Here is a 16192-nt window from a genome sequence, read left to right as displayed (position 1 = left end):
GCGGGCATATCTGAATTCAACGGTGATGCGCGCGGCCCGAGGGAAGACCTTCGGGCCGCGCGCAGCGCCCAATCCATCCACCAAGAATTGCTCTGGGAGAAAGATAATGGACGGTAATGATGTCGCGAAATCGGGCAAGTGCCCGGTTCTTCACGGGGTGAACCCGAACGTGACCTTCAAGGCACGCTCGATCCGGGACTGGTGGCCGAACCAGCTGAACCTCAAGGTGCTGCACCAGAACTCGGCCCTGTCGAACCCGATGGGCCCCGATTTCAATTATGCCGAGGCGTTCGGCAAGCTTGACCTGAACGCGGTCAAGCAAGACCTCTACGCGCTGATGACCGACAGCCAGGAATGGTGGCCGGCCGACTGGGGGCACTATGGCCCGCTCTTCATCCGCATGGCCTGGCACAGCGCCGGCACCTATCGCACCGCTGACGGGCGTGGCGGCGGCCGCACCGGCACGCAGCGTTTCGCGCCGCTCAACTCCTGGCCCGATAACGTCAACCTCGACAAGGCGCGCCGCCTGCTTTGGCCGATCAAGCAGAAATACGGCAACAGCCTGTCGTGGTCGGACCTGCTGATTCTGGCGGGCAATGCCGCGCTGGAATCGATGGGCATGAAGACCTTCGGTTTCGGCGGCGGTCGCCCCGATGTGTGGGAACCCGAGGAGGACATCTATTGGGGCGCCGAGAGCGAATGGCTCGCCCCGTCGGACAATCCCGACAGCCGTTACTCGGGCGAGCGCGATCTGGAGAACCCGCTGGCCGCCGTGCAAATGGGCCTGATCTACGTGAACCCCGAAGGCCCGGACGGTAACCCCGACCCGGTGGCCTCGGGCCGCGACGTGCGCGAGACCTTCGGCCGCATGGCGATGAACGATGAGGAAACCGTGGCGCTGGTCGCTGGCGGTCACACCTTCGGCAAGTGCCACGGCGCAGGCGATGCGGGTCTTGTCGGCCCCGATCCCGAAGCGGCGGGCATCGCCGAGATGGGCCTGGGGTGGAAGAACGCGCTCGGCTCGGGCGTCGGTATCGACACGATCTCGAGCGGCATCGAGGGCGCGTGGAAGCCTAACCCGACGACCTGGGATATGGGCTACCTCAAGGTGCTGTTCAAATACGACTGGGAACTGGTGAAGAGCCCGGCAGGCGCGCATCAGTGGCTGGCGAAAGATGTGGAAGACGAGGACATGATCGTAGATGCCCACGACCCCTCGAAGAAGCATCGCCCGATCATGACCACGGCCGACCTGTCGCTGCGTTTCGATCCGATCTATGGGCCGATCTCGCGCCGCTTCCTCGAAAACCCCGAGGAGTTCGCCGACGCTTTCGCCCGTGCATGGTTCAAGCTGACCCACCGCGATATGGGGCCGAAGGCGCTCTATCTCGGCCCCGAGGTTCCGGCCGAAGATCTGATCTGGCAAGATCCGATCCCGGCAGTGGATCACGCGCTGATCGACGCCGAGGACATCGCCGCGCTCAAGGGGCAGATCCTGTCCTCGGGCCTTAGCATTGCCGAACTCGTCTCGACCGCATGGGCCTCGGCCTCGACCTTCCGCGGTTCGGACATGCGCGGCGGTGCGAACGGTGCGCGCATCCGTCTGGCCCCGCAAAAGGACTGGGAAGCGAACCAGCCCGAGCAACTGGCCAAGGTGCTGGCGGTCTATGAGGACATCAAGGCGGGCTTCGACGCCACCGCCTCGGGCGGCAAGCAGGTTTCGCTGGCTGATCTGATCGTGCTGGGTGGCGGCGCCGCGATCGAGGCTGCGGCCAAGGCCGCCGGTCACGCGGTCGAGGTGCCCTTCACCCCGGGCCGCATGGACGCGACCGAAGAGCAGACCGATGCCGAGTCCTTCGCCGTGCTCGAGCCGCAGGCCGATGGCTTCCGCAACTACCAGAAGAAATCCTACTCGGTTTCCGCCGAAGAGATGCTGGTGGATCGGGCGCAGCTGCTGACCCTGACCGCGCCCGAGATGACCGTTCTGGTTGGCGGGATGCGCGCCCTTGGCGCCAATCACGGCGGCTCCGCGCATGGTGTGTTCACCGCGCGTCCCGGCCAGCTGACGAACGACTTCTTCGTCAACGTGCTCGATATGGGCACCGTCTGGACGCCGGTGTCCGAGGCCGAGGATCTGTTCGAAGGCCGCGACCGCGCCACCGGTTCGGTCAAATGGACCGCGACGCGCGTCGATCTGGTGTTCGGCTCGAACTCGCAACTGCGCGCCCTGTCCGAGGTCTATGGCCAGAATGACGGTCAGGCCAAGTTCGTGGCCGATTTCGTCGCCGCCTGGACCAAGGTGATGAACGCCGATCGCTTCGATATCGCCTGAGCGAGGCTCTGAAAAACGACTGCGGCGCCCCGGTTTTCGCCGGGGCGCCGTTGCCATTTTCTCCGCCCGGTCACATCTTTGCGCGGCCCTGTCCAAGTGCCTTGGGCGCGGGTAATACTGCTGCCGGACAGACCGGCACGGCCGCAAGGAGCAGACCATGATCACGATCACTCTCGAACATCCCGTGCAGGAGGATCTGGCCCTGCTACATGCGCGCCACCACGCGGCCATGCATGCCGACACCCCGCCCGAGTCGATCCACATGCTACCCCCCGATGCGCTGGCTGCCCCCGGCATCACCTTCTTCGTGATGCGCGAAGAGGGGCGCGCCGTGGGCATGGGCGCCTTCAAGCGCATCGATCCGGGCCATGCCGAGATCAAATCCATGCATGTGCTGATGGAGTTGCGCGGACGCGGGCTGGCGCGCATGATGCTGGCGCATCTGATCACCGAGGCGCAGGCTGCGGGTTATTCGCGCCTCAGCCTCGAGACCGGCGCGCAGCCCTCGTTCGAGGCCGCGCGGGCGCTCTACCTGACCGCCGGATTTGTCGAATGCGGCCCCTTCGAGGGTTACGGACCTGACCCGAATTCGGTCTTCATGACACTTGCCGTCTGAGGTCTTGCGGGGCTTGCACGCGCGCGCCCAATGCCGCAAAAGGGATGCCAGCGGCCCCTTAGCTCAGCTGGATAGAGCATCCGCCTTCTAAGCGGACGGCCGAGGGTTCGAATCCTTCAGGGGCCGCCAGACAACTTCCCGAGCTTGAGTATTGGGGCTGTCTTGGCCTCCGCGATTGTATCCATGTCAATCGTGGGCTTTCGGCCCCGCGCGCGGCGTCCTAAACAAGAGACAGGGAGGCGCTGCGGGAGTCGGTCATGCGCATATTCATCAACGGGTTCGGTCGGATCGGGCGCTCGGTTCTGCGCGCGCTGATGCTGGAGCGCGCGCGCGGCGGCGTGCGCTGGCCGGGGCTGGAGGTCGTGGGCATCAACGATATCGCCGCGCCCGAGATGTGCGCCTACCTGTTCGAATACGACAGTGTCTTCGGGCCCTGGCGCGGCTCGGTCGCGCAAGCGCCGGGTGCGCTGGTGATCGACGGGCAGCGCATCGCGCTGCACCGGGTTGACGATCTGGGGCAGCTCGACCTCTCGGGCGTGGATCTGGTTCTGGAATGCACCGGGCGCGCGGATCGGGCGGATGTGGCAGGGCAGGGGCTGGCTGCCGGGGCGGGACGTGTGCTGATCTCGGGGCCGTCGCAGGCGGCCGAGTTCACCGTGGTGCTTGGCGCCAACGAGGAAGGGCTTGATGCGCAGCGCATCGTGTCGAACGCAAGCTGCACAACGAATGCGCTGGCGCCGCTGATCCGGCTGCTCGATGACCGATGGGGAGTGGTGACCGGGTCGATGACGACGATCCACTGTTATACCGGCTCGCAGCCGACGGTCGATGCGCCCGCCGCGGATTTCGCGCGCTCGCGCGCGGCGGCACTGTCGATGGTGCCCACGACGACCTCGGCGGGGCGGTTGCTGGATGGAGTGTTGCCCGAACTCGCCGGGCGTATCATCGCCCAGGCGGTGCGGGTGCCGACCGCGAGCGTCTCGGCGGTCGATCTGGCGGTGATGACCCGCGTGCCGGTGACGGCGGAGCAGGTCAACGCAATCTTCCGCGCCGAGGCTGCTGGCGATGGGGTGATCGGTGCCACCGATCAGGCGCTGGTCTCCACCGATCTGCGCGCGCGCCGCGAAAGCGTGATCATGGCCTGCCCCGAGACCCGGGTGACCGAGGGCGGGATGCTGCGCGTCTTCGGCTGGTATGACAATGAATGGGGCTTCTCGAACCGGATGCTCGATGTGGCCTGCCTGATGGCCGAGGGGTGAGGCGCGGGGGGCGCCGGGGCATCCGCCCCGGCGCCCCCCGCGCCCCCGGGCGCCCCGCAATTGGGGCGCAACGAAAAAGCCCCGCGCGATGCGCGGGGCTTTTCCTTGTCAGGTCGCTCTGTCTGGTTACTCGCGATTGCCGAGGAACTGGAGCAGGAACATGAACAGGTTGATGAAGTCGAGATAGAGCTGCAGCGCACCCAGGATCGCGGCCTTGCCCAGGAAGTCGCTGTTCGACTCCGCCATCTGCAGATAGGTGTTCTTGATGTTCTGCGTGTCATAGGCGGTGAGGCCCGAGAACAGCAGCACGCCGATCACCGAGATCGCGAATTGCAGCGCCGACGAGGCGAGGAAGATGTTCACGATCGAGGCAACGATCAGGCCCACCAGACCCATCATCAGGAACGAGCCGAAGGCCGACAGGTTACGCTTGGTCGTGTAGCCGTAAAGCGACAGGCTCGCGAAGGCGATGGCGGTCACGAGGAAAGTCTGCGCAATCGACATGCCGGTGAAGACGACGAAGATCGACGACAGCGACGCGCCCATCAGCGCGGCATAGCCCCAGAACACCAGTTGCGCCGTCGAGGTCTGCATCTTGTGCAGCGTCGCCGAGAAGGCGAAAACCACGATCAGCGGCGCGAACATCAGCACCCATTTGAGCGGCGTGGTGTAAAGCGTGACCCCGAACGAGGTCAGGTATTTCGACGCGCCAATCTGCATCGCGGCGGCCGAGGGATCGGTCGTCATCGCCATGCTGGCCAGCATCCAGGCCACCGCGCCGGTGATCAGCATACCCACCGACATCAGGCCATAGACCTTGTTCATATGGGCGCGCAGACCCTCGTCGATCAGTTGAGCGCGCGTTCCGGCGCCAGCGCGCATGGTTTGGAACTCAGCCATTCATACCTCCGTGCATGTCCCTTTGCAGCGCCCTGGCGCCGCTTTCCGTTCGAATATTGGGGCGCCGCGCTTGGCTTTCAAGAACTTGCACCCCGAAAATCGGTCTCACTCCATCGTGACCACGACCTTGCCGGTCGAACGCCGCGAGCGCAACATCTCCAGCGCCTCGGCGGTGCGCTCCAGCGGCAGCCGAGCCGAGATATGGGGGCGCAATCCGCCCTCGGCAAACCAGCCAAACAGCGTGCGCATCGAGCCGGTCAGCACGGCGGGGTCGGTCTTGAGATAGCCGCCCCAGTAAAGCCCGTGGATTTCGAGGTTCTTGACCAACGCATGGTTGAGCCGCAGCTTCGGTTGGCTGCCGCCGGCAAAGCCGATCACCAGATAGCGCCCGCCGGGCTTGAGCGCGCCAAACGCGGCCTCACCGGCCTCGCCACCAATCGCGTCATAGACCACATCCGCCCCGCCTGCGGCCTTCAGCGCGGCCTTGAGGTCGGGCGTCTCGCTGTCGATCAGCACATCGGCGCCCGCCTTGCGCGCAACCTCCAGCTTGTCGGCGCCGCGCGCGCAGGCGATCACGCGCGCACCCATCCGCTTGCCGATCTCGACCGCCGTCAGCCCAACGCCGCCAGCGGCACCCAGAACCACCAGAGTTTCACCCGCAGCCAGCCGGCCGCGCGGCCCAAGCGCCACATGCGAGGTGCCATAGGCAATCTGGAAGGCCGCTGCCTCGTCAAAGCCCATCGCGTCGGGAAGGGGGGTGCAGCGCGCCTCGGCGAAGTTGCCCGCCTCGGCCAGCCCGCCCTGACCCGAGAAGACCGCCACTCGCGTGCCGACCGGGGTCGAGGTGCCCGGCCCGGCGGCGACGACCGTGCCCGCGAGTTCCATGCCCATGACAAAGGGCGCCTCGGGCGTGTCCTGATACTTGCCCTCGGTCATCAGCAGATCAGCGAAGTTCAGCCCGCAGGCGGCAATGCGCACCTGCACCTCGCCGGGTCCGGGCGCGGGCAGCGGCAGATCGACGAGGGCGGGAGTGCTCCCAATGGTGGTAAGCTGATAGGCGCGCATCGGGGCTCCTGTAGGGTCGGTGGTCCGTTCGGCGGCGACATTAGCGGCTCGTCCGGCCACGGACCAGCCCGATAGAGAGCGGAAAGCTCAAATCAACCATAACGCTAATTTTTCGCCCGGAAGGTGTATCTGATTCGCGAAATTTGGTGCAGAATGCGACACACGCAGGGCGCGAGTGTCCTTTTGGACAGTCTCGCTCTGGTCGCGGAGGGGAGTTTTTCCGCTTTTTGCCGATTTGCGCGCGGGTCGGTCGCCGCGCGACCTGTCTTTTTGGATAGGTTGGTGCATTTCGAACAAAAATTCCCGTCATGCGCGTGTTAGCTTGACCGCAGTTGGTGGTTTGAGGACGATTTTTATGAAACATCCCGTAGATGTCCACGTGGGGAAGCGCATCCGTCATCGTCGCTGGATGATCGGCATGACGCAGCAACAATTGGCCGACAAGGTCGGCATCAAGTTTCAGCAGATCCAGAAATATGAAACCGGCATGAACCGGGTTTCGGCCTCGCGTCTTTGGGATATCGCCGATGCGGTTGACGTTCCGATTTCTTTCTTCTTCGAAGGTCTGGCGGGCGACTCCGCTCCGGCGCGCGAAGTCTCGGGCGACATTCTTGCCGACAAGGAGGCGCTGGCGCTCGTGCGGTCCTATTACGCGATCCCCGAGGCGCAGCGGCGTCGGCTGTTCGAACTGGCCAAGGTGCTTTCGGACGCGGCCTGAACATTACGAGTATCGACGGGTGCTTGACCCGTATGAAGGGGGCGGTTACCGCTCCCTTTATTCATTTCCGAACCCGGAGGATGCGATGAGCCAGGTCCTGAGCGCGGCTGAAAAGGCCGAAGTGATCGAAATTGCGCAGGAATTGGCGGATGTTGCGCGGATTGAGACGCTGCGCCACTTCCGCGCCGATGGCGGTCTGGATGCCGAAAACAAGGAGGTCGCGCGCTTCGATCCGGTGACCGTGGCCGACCGTGCTGCCGAGGCTGCGATGCGCGAGATCCTCGTGCGGCGGCGTCCGCAGGACGGCATCTATGGCGAGGAATTCGGGATCGAGCGGGGGCGTTCTGGCCTGACCTGGGTGCTTGATCCGATCGACGGGACGCGCGGCTATATGTCGGGAACGCCGACCTGGGGGGTGCTGATTGCGCTTGCCGAAGAGGGCGAGGGTGCGCCTGGTGCGCCGCTGCTGGGGGTGATCGACCAGCCCTATATCGGCGAGCGGTTCATCGGCGGTCTGGGGCTGGCGCAAAGCATCGGCCCGATGGGCGAGCGCGCGTTGAAGGCGCGGGCGACGCGCGCGCTTTCGCAGGCCACGCTGTTCTCGACCTTCCCCGAGGTCGGCACGCCCGAGGAGGGCGCGGCCTTTGCGCAGCTTTCGCGGCAGGTGCGGCTGACCCGTTATGGTACGGATTGCTATGCCTATGCGCTGATTGCCGCAGGTCAGATCGATCTGGTGGTCGAAGCCGGTTTGCAACCCTACGATGTGCAGGCGCCGATCGCTGTGATCGAGGCGGCGGGCGGGATCGTTACCAACTGGCAGGGCGGGCCTGCCTGGGCGGGCGGTCAGGTGCTGGCGGCGGCGAATGCCGAGTTGCACGCCGCTGCCATGGCGGTGTTGAACGGCTGAGCGGGGCAGGGGGCGCTGCCCCCTCGGCCTTGCGGCCTCACCCCCGAGGTATTTCGACAAGGAGAAGGGCTGTGATGCGCGAGGTTCTGATCCGGGGTGCCGAGGTCGTTGTGACGATGGATGGCGCGCGACGGGAGTTGGCCGGGGCGGATGTGCTGATCCGCGACGGCGTGATCGCTGCCGTGGGTGTGGGGCTGGCAAGCACGGGTGAGGTGGTGCTCGCGCGCGGCTGCGTTGTGACGCCGGGGTTGGTGAATACCCATCACCATCTTTACCAGACGCTGACGCGGGCGGTGCCGGGCGGGCAGGATGCGCTGCTCTTTGGCTGGCTCAAGACGCTTTACCCGATATGGGCGAAGATGGGGCCCGAGGAGATCCGGGTCTCGGCCCTGATCGGTCTGGCGGAGCTGGCGCTAACGGGCTGCACGCTGAGTTCGGACCACCTCTATCTTTACCCGAACGGTGCGCGGCTGGAGGATACGATCCATGCGGCGGGCGAGATCGGGCTACGCTTTCACCCCACGCGCGGCGCGATGAGCATTGGCGAGAGCGCGGGGGGATTGCCGCCCGACAGTCTGGTCGAGCGCGAGGCCGATATTCTGAACGACTGCATCCGAGTGATCGACAGCTTCCATGATGCTTCAGAGGGCTCGATGTGCCGGGTGGGGGTGGCGCCATGCTCGCCCTTTTCCGTATCGCGCGGCTTGATGAAGGATGCGGCCGATCTGGCGCGCGACAAGGGCGTGATGCTGCACACCCATCTGGCCGAGAATGATGAGGATATCGCCTATTCGCTGGCGCAGTTTGGTTGCCGTCCGGGCCAATATGCGGAGGATCTGGGCTGGACCGGGGCGGATGTCTGGCACGCGCATTGCGTCAAGCTGGATAGCGCCGAGATCGACCTGTTTACGCGCAGCCGCACGGGCGTGGCGCATTGCCCCTGCTCGAATTGTCGGCTTGGGTCAGGGATCGCGCCGGTGCGCGCGATGCGGGATGCGGGCGTGAAGGTGGCGCTTGGGGTGGACGGGTCGGCCTCGAACGACGCAGGGAACCTGATTGCCGAGGCGCGGCAGGCGATGCTGTTGCAGCGCGTGCAGAACGGGGCCGACGCGATGAGCGCGCGCGAGGCGCTGGAGATTGCGACCCTTGGCGGGGCGCAGGTGCTTGGGCGGCCCGATTGCGGCAGTCTTGAGGTGGGCAAGCGCGCCGATATTGCGATCTGGGATGTCTCGGGGCTGGAGGCCGCCGGGGCCTGGGATCCGGTCGCGGCGCTTTTGCTGGCCGGGCCCCCGCGCGTGCGACACCTGTTTGTCGAGGGGCGGCAGGTGGTGCGCGACGGGCAGATCACCACCATCGACCTGCCGCGCGTGATCGAGACCCAGAACCGTCTTGCGCGCCAACTGGCCGGTTAACGCAGCTTCTTGCCGTTCACCCAGACGCTGGAGATGGCGCGGTCGTCGCCCATCATGATCGTGGGGAAAAGCGCCTCCCAGAAGCTATCGGCGCGGGCGCTGCGTTGCGCGATCACCGGGGTTGAGGCAAGGTCGAGCACGATCAGGTCGGCCTCCATCCCCGGTGCGATATTGCCGATCCGGTCGCCCACCCGCAGCGCATTGGCCGAGGCGCCGGTCGCCAGCCACCATAGCTGCGCGGGGTGCAGCGGGTTGTGGCGCAGCTGCGCGATCTCATAGGCGGCGGCCATGGTGCGCAGCATCGAGAAGTTCGACCCGCCCCCGGTATCGGTGGCCAAGCCCACCCGCAGGCGCGGCGCAAGGTGGGCCATGTCAAAGAGCCCGGATCCGATGAAGGTGTTCGAGGTCGGGCAATGCACCAGCGCCGCCCCCACCTCGGTCAGCCGGTCGATCTCGCGCGGTTCCAGGTGGATCGCGTGGCCGTAAAGCCCGTTCGGACCCAAGAGGCCGAACGCCTCGTAAGTGTCGAGGTAATCGCGCGCCTCGGGGAAGAGGCCCTTGACCCAGGCGATCTCGTCCACCTGCTCGCTCAGATGGGTCTGCATCAGGCAATCGGGATGCTCGGCCCAAAGCGCGCCGAGCGCTTCGAGCTGCGCGGGCGTTGAGGTGGGGGAGAAACGCGGCGTGATAACGTAGGACAGGCGCGCGCGGTTGTGCCAGTGCTCCAGCAGCGCCTTTGACTGATCATAGGCGCGGGCGGGGGTGTCTTGCAGCCCTTCGGGGGCGTTGCGATCCATGCAGGTCTTGCCCGCGAAGGCACGCATCCCGCGGGCCTCGGCGGCGGTGAAAAAGGCGTCCACGCTTTCGGGGTGGATGGTACAGTAGCTGCACATCGAGGTCGTGCCATGGTCGAGCGCGAGGTCAAGGTAAGTGTCGGCCACCTGCGCGGCATAGGCGGGATCGCCAAAGCGCATCTCTTCGGGGAAGGTATAGGCATTGAGCCAGTCGATCAGGCGCTTGCCCCAGCTCGCGATGATCGCGGTCTGCGGGTAGTGCACATGGGCATCGATGAACCCGGCCGAGATCAGCTCCGCGCCATAGTCATGGACCTGCGCCTGCGGATGGGCCGCGCGCATCGCGGCAGCCTCGCCCAACGCCACGATCCGGCCATCGGCGACCACGACGCCGCCCTGCGCGATGTGATGCGCGGCCTCGGGGCCCTCCAGCAGCGGATCGCCCGAGAAATGGATCACCTGTCCCAGTAGCAGTTCGGTCATGCGCGCCTCCGTTCTAAGGGCCATGCTAGGGGTTCGCGCGGGGCGCGGCAATCGCCTGCGCGCGGCGGGTTTTTCCGCGCCTCCCCCTGTTGCCCGCGCTGCGCCTCCGTTATGGTGCGCGCAAATTGCAGGGGGTGGCATGGCGGAAGAACGGGCCGAAGAGCACGAACGCGAAGAGGAAGACTATCGTCTGGATGGCGATCTGGTCGATCTGATCCTCGAAGCTGCCGAGGCGGGCGATGCAGACCGCCTCACCGCGCTTATGGAGCCCCTGCACGCCGCCGACATCGCCGACCTTCTCGAACAGGTCGGCGGGGCCGAGCGCCGCGCCATCGTGCGTCTTTACGGGCGCGAGATGGACGGTGAGATCCTGACCGAGATCGACGAGTCGATCCGTGAAGAGGTCATCGAGGCGCTGCCCAAGGACGTTCTGGCCGAGGCGGTCCGCGAGCTTGATTCGGATGACGTCGTCGACCTGATCGAGGACCTCGAAGAGCCGCAGCAGGAAGAGATCCTCAAGGTTCTGGACGAAACCGACCGTGCCGCGGTCGAGCAGTCGCTGACCTATCCGGAATATTCGGCCGGTCGTCTGATGCAGCGCGAGGTGGTGACCGCGCCCGAATTCTGGACCGTGGGCGAGACCATCGACTTCCTGCGCCGCGAGGAAGACCTGCCCGACCAGTTCTACCACGTCATCCTTGTCGATCCGGGCCATCATCCGATCGGCTATGTGACACTGGGCAAGTTGCTTGCGTCCAAGCGTGCGCTCGCGCTGAAGGACATCACTGAGGACAGCTTCCGCACCATCTCGGCCTGGCAGGAAGAGGGCGACGTTGCCTATGCCTTCAACCAGTATCACCTGATCTCGGCGCCGGTCGTGGATGACGATGATCGCCTTGTGGGCGTGATCACCATCGACGACGCCATGGCCGTTCTGGACGAAGAGCACGAGGAAGACATCCTGCGTCTGGCCGGTGTGGGCGATGAGAGTGCGATCTCGGATACCGTGATCGAGACGGTGCGTCAGCGCCTGCCGTGGCTGTTCGTGAACCTGCTGACGGCGATCCTTGCCTCGGGCGTGATCGCGGTGTTCGAGGGCACGATCGAGCGGCTGGTTGCGCTGGCGGTGCTGATGCCCATCGTGGCCTCGATGGGCGGCAATGCGGGCACGCAGACGCTGACCGTGGCGGTGCGCGCGCTGGCCACGAAGAACCTGACCGAAAGCAACGTCTGGCGTGTCGTGCGACGCGAGGCCATTGTGGGTCTGCTCAATGGTCTCGCATTCGCTTTGGTGATGGGGCTTGTCGCCTGGGTGTGGTTCGATACGGCCAGTCTGGGGCTGGTGATCGGCGCGGCCATGGTGATCAACCTCTTTGTCGCCGCCGTGGCGGGGATATTGGTGCCTCTGACGCTTGAGAAACTGGGCGCCGACCCGGCGCTGGCTTCGGGGACTTTCGTGACCACCGTGACCGATGTGGTGGGCTTTTTCGCCTTCCTCGGTCTTGCAGGGATGATGCTGCTGTGAGCCTGACCGAGCAGAAAGCCGAGGCGCGCCGCGCCGCCTTCGCCGCGCGCAAGGCCGCCCATGCCGAAGGTCCGGGCCATGCGCCCGAAATCCTGGCCGAGGTTCTCGCGGGCTGCGGTTCCGCGCCGCTTGCAGGCTATATGCCGATCCGCACCGAGATCGACCCGCTGCCCGTCATGGCGCGCCATACCGGCCCGGTCGGTGTGCCGGTCATTCAGGGGCCGGGGCGGCCCTTGGTGTTCCATCGCTGGACGCCCGGCTGCGCCATGGTCGCAGGTGAATTCGGCGCGCTGATCCCCGAGGTGGCCGATCCGATCGTGCCGCGCATCCTGATCGTGCCGATGCTGGCCTTCGATCAGCGCGGCTATCGTCTGGGCTACGGCGGCGGGTTCTATGACCGCACGCTAGAGATGCTGCGCGCTTCGGGGCCGGTGATCGCCATTGGCTATGCCTATGCGGCGCAGGAACTGCCCGAGGTGCCGATCGAGCCGACCGACCAGCCGCTCGATCTGATCGTGACCGAGGCCGGTATTCTGGCGCCCGCGCCCTGAGGCTGGCCGGTCGCCGGTGGCTTCGCGCCCCCGGACCCCCGCGGGATATTTGCGCAAAGCCGAAAGGGAAAGGGTTTGCGCTTTCGGGGCACCGGGGCTAGGGAATGGGCCATGAAAATACTCTTTCTTGGCGATGTGATGGGGCGTGCGGGGCGTGCGGCGGTGGTCGAGCGCTTGCCGAAACTGCGCGCGGAATGGGGTCTCGATTTCGTCGTGGTGAACGGCGAGAACGCCTCGGGCGGAATGGGCCTGACGGGGGACCATGCGAAGATTCTGCTGGATGCGGGGGCCGATGTGCTGACGCTGGGCGATCATGCTTTCGATCAGAAGGACATGATGCGCGCCATCGAGGGCGAGCCACGGATCATCCGGCCGCTGAACTATGCGAAAGAAGCGCCGGGGCGCGGGGCGCGGCTGTTTGAAGACCGGCGCGGGCGCAAGGTGCTGGTGGCGCAGGTGTTGGGGCAGGTCTTCATGAAGCGGCCCTTCGACGATCCGTTCTCGGCGGTGGATGCGGTGCTGCGGGCACACCCGCTGGGTGGGCTGGCGCAGGCGATCTTGCTGGATGTGCATTGCGAGGCCACGAGCGAGAAGATGGCCATGGGGCATTGGTGCGACGGGCGGGCCTCGGTCGTGGTGGGTACGCATACGCATGTGCCGACCGCCGATGCGATGGTGTTGCCGGGTGGCACGGCCTATCTGACCGATGCGGGCATGTGCGGCGATTATCATTCCGTCATCGGGATGGAGAAGGCAGAACCCATGCGCCGCTTCATCACCGGCATGGCGAAGGAGCGGTTCACGCCCGCGAATGGCGAGGCCAGCCTGAGCGGTTTCTACGTCGAGACCGACGACCGCACCGGGCGGGCTACGCGCTGCCAGACAGTGCGTGTGGGCGGGCGCTTGCCCCCGTGCGCGCCGGTCTGAGCGCCGCCTTCCACGACAGCGCGCTTGTGCGGGCGCAGCGAGCAGCTAATATCGGCCCGAGCAACCTGCTGGACGAGGTATCATGATCGAACTCCCGTTTTCCGAGACTGGCACCGCCATCGCCGCGCTGGTCATCGTTATGGGCATGTTCCTTATGTTCCTGCGAGAGAGGTTTCCGCCCGAGGTCGTGGCCATGGGCGGCGCCGCGACGATGCTGGTGCTGGGGCTGGTGCCCTATGACGACGCGGTGGGGATGCTGTCGAATTCGGCGCCCTGGACGATTGCCTTCATGTTCCTGATTATGGGCGCGCTGGTACGCACGGGCGCGCTGGATGCCATGACCCGCTATGCCGAGGCGCATATCTCGGCCCGGCCGGTGGTGACGGTGGTGATGCTGTTCGCGCTCACCATGTTCGCCTCGGGCGTGATGAACAACACGCCCGTCGTGGCGGTGATGATCCCGGTCTTCATCCAGGTGGCGCGCAAGCTGGGTTCTTCGCCCTCGCGCTTTCTGATGCCGCTGAGCTACTTCACTGTCATGGGCGGGATGCTGACGCTGATCGGCACCTCGACCAACATCCTTGTCGATGGTGTCGCGCGCAAGGACGGGCTGGCACCCTTCTCGATCTTCGAGATCATGCCCCTTGGTCTGGTCGTGGCGTTGGCAGGATCGATCTTCATGGCGCTTTTCGCCAAGAAACTGGTGCCCGAGCGGCACTCGATGTCCTTCATGCTCGGCCAGCGCCCCAAGATGAAATACTTCACCGAGGTCGCGATCCCCGAGAATTCGGGCCTGATCGGCACGCCGGTGCTGACGGTCGATGTGTTCAAGCGCGAGGGTGTGCGCGTTGTGGACGTGCTGCGCGGCGATGCCTCGCTGCGGCGCGATCTGGCCAATGCGGTCTTGCAGGCGGGCGACCGCGTCGTGCTGCGCACCGAGATGAGCGAGCTTCTCTCGATGCAGCAAAACACCGACCTGCGGCTGGTGGACAAGCTCAGCTCGGTGCAGACCGAGACGGTGGAGGTGCTGATCTCGCCCGGCTGCCGGATGATCGGGCGGAGCTTGGGTGAGCTGCGCCTGCGCCGCCGCTACGGGGTCTATGTTCTGGCCGCGCACCGCCGTAACCAGAACATCGGGCGCCAGCTTGACGATCTGGTCGTTGTCGTGGGCGACACGCTGCTGCTGGAAGGCGCGCCCGAGGATATCGGGCGTCTTGCCGCCGATATGGACCTTGTGGACGTCTCGAAGCCCACGGTGCGCGCCTTCCGCCGCTCGCACATGCCGATCGCCATCGGGGCGCTCACGGCGGTGGTGGCGCTGTCTGCTTTCAACGTGGCGCCGATCATGTCGCTTGCAATGGTGGCGGTGGCGGTGATCCTTGTGACCGGCTGCATCGACGCCGACGAGGCTTTCAGCTTCATCGACGGGCGGCTTCTGGCAATGATCTTCTCGATGCTGGTCGTGGGCGAGGCGCTGGACGCCTCGGGCTCGGTCAAGATGCTGGTCGATGCCGTGGCGCCGTTCCTGGCAGAACTGCATCCGATGACGGCGCTGTTTGCGGTCTATTTCATTGGCCTGATCCTGACCGAGTTCCTCTCGAACAACGCGGTGGCGGTGATCTACGCACCTATCGCGATCAAGCTGGCGCTGGCGCTTGGGCTTGATCCGCGGCCCTTTGCGGTGGCGGTGATGTTCGCGGCCTCGGTCGCCTTTGCCACGCCCATTGGCTACCAGACGCATATGATGGTCTACGGCCCCGGCGGCTACCGCTTCTCGGACTTCCTGCGGCTCGGAATTCCGCTCGATATCGTCACGGGCGTCGTGGCCTGCCTGACGATCCCGCTGATCTGGCCGCTATAATCGCCGCTCTGCTTGCAGGCACACCCCGGGCTGGACTATAGAGGCCGGGAATTCACAGGTATTTCGACGGAGAAGGTCATGGCAGGCCATTCCAAATGGGCGAACATCCAGCACCGCAAGGGCAAGCAGGATGCTATCCGCTCGAAAATGTTCTCGAAGCTGGCGAAGGAAATCACCGTCGCCGCGAAGATGGGTGACCCCGATCCCGACAAGAACCCGCGCCTGCGTCTGGCGGTGAAGGCCGCCAAGTCGCAGTCGATGCCCAAGGACGTGATCGACCGCGCCATCAAGAAGTCGCAGATGGGCGACGCGGCGGACTATACCGAGATCCGCTACGAGGGTTACGGCCCCAACGGCATCGCGATCATCGTCGAGTGCATGACCGACAACCTCAACCGCACCGCCTCGAACGTGCGCAGCTACTTCACCAAGTCGGGCGGCAACCTCGGCCAGACCGGCTCGGTCAGCCATGGCTTCGACCGCGTGGGCGAGATTTCGTATCCCGCCTCGGCGGGCGACGTGGACACCGTGATGATGGCCGCGCTGGAAGCGGGCGCCGATGACGTGGAGTCGGATGAAGAGGGCCACTGGATCTATTGCCAAGTCGAAAACCTCAGCGAGGTTTCCGAGGCGCTCGAACAGGCGCTTGGCGAATCGAATGAGTCCAAGCTGATCTGGAAGCCGCAGGTCAGCACCGAGGTCGATCTGGAAACCGCGCAAAAGCTGATGAAGCTGATCGACGCGCTGGAAGAAGATGACGACGTGCAGAACGTCACGCATAATTTCGACGTCCCCGAGGATGTCGCGGCGCAGCTTTAAGGCCGCGCAAAGCCAATGACGGG

Annotated in this window: 14 protein-coding genes and 1 tRNA gene; 12 read left to right on the top strand and 3 right to left on the bottom strand. The window is 65.4% G+C overall.

Annotated elements, in window-relative coordinates; genetic code table 11:
* The first annotated feature begins 106 nt into the window (after positions 1–106).
* The 4 genes from katG to KTQ37_RS05015 all read left to right on the top strand — a co-directional run bounded on the left by katG (position 107) and on the right by KTQ37_RS05015 (position 4207).
* On the top strand, positions 107–2332 hold the full coding sequence (katG, locus tag KTQ37_RS05030; protein ID WP_218629374.1) for a catalase/peroxidase HPI: 2226 nt from the start codon (positions 107–109) through the stop codon (positions 2330–2332).
* A 157-nt stretch (positions 2333–2489) separates the two neighbouring features.
* The gene (locus KTQ37_RS05025; protein ID WP_218629373.1) at positions 2490–2948 is read left to right on the top strand and encodes a GNAT family N-acetyltransferase; all 459 of its coding nucleotides are present in this window, start codon (positions 2490–2492) and stop codon (positions 2946–2948) included.
* Between the two features lie 52 nt (positions 2949–3000).
* Positions 3001–3077 (top strand) — tRNA-Arg (locus KTQ37_RS05020).
* Positions 3078–3205: 128 nt separating this feature from the next.
* A complete protein-coding gene (locus KTQ37_RS05015; RefSeq protein WP_218629372.1) occupies positions 3206–4207 on the top strand; it encodes a type I glyceraldehyde-3-phosphate dehydrogenase in 1002 nt (333 codons plus the stop codon).
* A 126-nt stretch (positions 4208–4333) separates the two neighbouring features.
* Here KTQ37_RS05015 and KTQ37_RS05010 read toward each other — a convergent pair whose 3' ends face one another.
* The gene (locus KTQ37_RS05010; protein ID WP_218629371.1) at positions 4334–5107 is read right to left on the bottom strand and encodes a Bax inhibitor-1/YccA family protein; all 774 of its coding nucleotides are present in this window, start codon (positions 5105–5107) and stop codon (positions 4334–4336) included.
* A 105-nt stretch (positions 5108–5212) separates the two neighbouring features.
* Complete coding sequence (locus tag KTQ37_RS05005; RefSeq protein WP_218629370.1) at positions 5213–6172, bottom strand: NADPH:quinone oxidoreductase family protein; 960 nt, start codon at positions 6170–6172, stop codon at positions 5213–5215.
* Between the two features lie 355 nt (positions 6173–6527).
* Here KTQ37_RS05005 and KTQ37_RS05000 point away from each other — a divergent pair, with 355 nt between their 5' ends.
* The 3 genes from KTQ37_RS05000 to KTQ37_RS04990 all read left to right on the top strand — a co-directional run bounded on the left by KTQ37_RS05000 (position 6528) and on the right by KTQ37_RS04990 (position 9209).
* On the top strand, positions 6528–6890 hold the full coding sequence (locus KTQ37_RS05000) for a helix-turn-helix domain-containing protein (RefSeq protein WP_218629369.1): 363 nt from the start codon (positions 6528–6530) through the stop codon (positions 6888–6890).
* 85 nt (positions 6891–6975) lie between these two features.
* A complete protein-coding gene (gene hisN / locus KTQ37_RS04995) occupies positions 6976–7797 on the top strand; it encodes a histidinol-phosphatase (RefSeq protein WP_218629368.1) in 822 nt (273 codons plus the stop codon).
* A 74-nt stretch (positions 7798–7871) separates the two neighbouring features.
* Positions 7872–9209 carry an 8-oxoguanine deaminase gene (locus tag KTQ37_RS04990; RefSeq protein WP_218629367.1) on the top strand — a complete coding sequence of 446 codons (1338 nt, stop codon included), beginning with the start codon at positions 7872–7874 and terminating at the stop codon, positions 9207–9209.
* Here the strand turns inward: KTQ37_RS04990 and guaD are convergent.
* Positions 9206–10486 (bottom strand): guanine deaminase, encoded by a 1281-nt coding sequence (gene guaD, locus KTQ37_RS04985; RefSeq protein ID WP_218629366.1) that lies wholly within the window; start codon positions 10484–10486, stop codon positions 9206–9208. The two genes, KTQ37_RS04990 and guaD, sit on opposite strands and share 4 nt — an antisense overlap.
* Before the next feature lie 139 nt (positions 10487–10625).
* Between guaD and mgtE the strand changes: the two genes are divergently transcribed.
* From mgtE to KTQ37_RS04960, 5 genes are all read left to right on the top strand, one after another.
* Entirely contained in the window at positions 10626–12011 is a 1386-nt protein-coding gene (gene mgtE / locus KTQ37_RS04980; RefSeq protein WP_218629365.1) for a magnesium transporter, read from the top strand.
* Positions 12008–12562, top strand: coding sequence for a 5-formyltetrahydrofolate cyclo-ligase (locus KTQ37_RS04975; RefSeq protein WP_218629364.1), 555 nt, complete (start codon positions 12008–12010; stop codon positions 12560–12562). Before mgtE ends, KTQ37_RS04975 begins: the two co-directional genes overlap by 4 nt.
* Before the next feature lie 111 nt (positions 12563–12673).
* Positions 12674–13489 carry a TIGR00282 family metallophosphoesterase gene (locus KTQ37_RS04970; protein ID WP_218629363.1) on the top strand — a complete coding sequence of 272 codons (816 nt, stop codon included), beginning with the start codon at positions 12674–12676 and terminating at the stop codon, positions 13487–13489.
* Positions 13490–13571: 82 nt separating this feature from the next.
* Positions 13572–15350, top strand: coding sequence for an SLC13 family permease (locus tag KTQ37_RS04965; protein ID WP_218629362.1), 1779 nt, complete (start codon positions 13572–13574; stop codon positions 15348–15350).
* Between the two features lie 78 nt (positions 15351–15428).
* Positions 15429–16169 (top strand): YebC/PmpR family DNA-binding transcriptional regulator, encoded by a 741-nt coding sequence (locus KTQ37_RS04960; RefSeq protein WP_218629361.1) that lies wholly within the window; start codon positions 15429–15431, stop codon positions 16167–16169.
* The last annotated feature ends 23 nt before the right edge of the window (positions 16170–16192 follow it).

The organism is Sedimentimonas flavescens, assembly GCF_019264375.1.
GTDB lineage: Bacteria > Pseudomonadota > Alphaproteobacteria > Rhodobacterales > Rhodobacteraceae > Rhodobacter > Rhodobacter flavescens.
This window is presented reverse-complemented; position numbering and strand designations above follow the sequence as displayed.

Bases quoted from the DNA above. Each gene is read 5' to 3' on its own strand.
- katG (WP_218629374.1), top strand. From the start codon at position 107: ATGGACGGTAATGATGTCGCGAAATCGGGCAAGTGCCCGGTTCTTCAC.
- KTQ37_RS05025 (WP_218629373.1), top strand. From the start codon at position 2,490: ATGATCACGATCACTCTCGAACATCCCGTGCAGGAGGATCTGGCCCTG.
- KTQ37_RS05015 (WP_218629372.1), top strand. From the start codon at position 3,206: ATGCGCATATTCATCAACGGGTTCGGTCGGATCGGGCGCTCGGTTCTG.
- KTQ37_RS05010 (WP_218629371.1), bottom strand. From the start codon at position 5,107: ATGGCTGAGTTCCAAACCATGCGCGCTGGCGCCGGAACGCGCGCTCAA.
- KTQ37_RS05005 (WP_218629370.1), bottom strand. From the start codon at position 6,172: ATGCGCGCCTATCAGCTTACCACCATTGGGAGCACTCCCGCCCTCGTC.
- KTQ37_RS05000 (WP_218629369.1), top strand. From the start codon at position 6,528: ATGAAACATCCCGTAGATGTCCACGTGGGGAAGCGCATCCGTCATCGT.
- hisN (WP_218629368.1), top strand. From the start codon at position 6,976: ATGAGCCAGGTCCTGAGCGCGGCTGAAAAGGCCGAAGTGATCGAAATT.
- KTQ37_RS04990 (WP_218629367.1), top strand. From the start codon at position 7,872: ATGCGCGAGGTTCTGATCCGGGGTGCCGAGGTCGTTGTGACGATGGAT.
- guaD (WP_218629366.1), bottom strand. From the start codon at position 10,486: ATGACCGAACTGCTACTGGGACAGGTGATCCATTTCTCGGGCGATCCG.
- mgtE (WP_218629365.1), top strand. From the start codon at position 10,626: ATGGCGGAAGAACGGGCCGAAGAGCACGAACGCGAAGAGGAAGACTAT.
- KTQ37_RS04970 (WP_218629363.1), top strand. From the start codon at position 12,674: ATGAAAATACTCTTTCTTGGCGATGTGATGGGGCGTGCGGGGCGTGCG.
- KTQ37_RS04965 (WP_218629362.1), top strand. From the start codon at position 13,572: ATGATCGAACTCCCGTTTTCCGAGACTGGCACCGCCATCGCCGCGCTG.
- KTQ37_RS04960 (WP_218629361.1), top strand. From the start codon at position 15,429: ATGGCAGGCCATTCCAAATGGGCGAACATCCAGCACCGCAAGGGCAAG.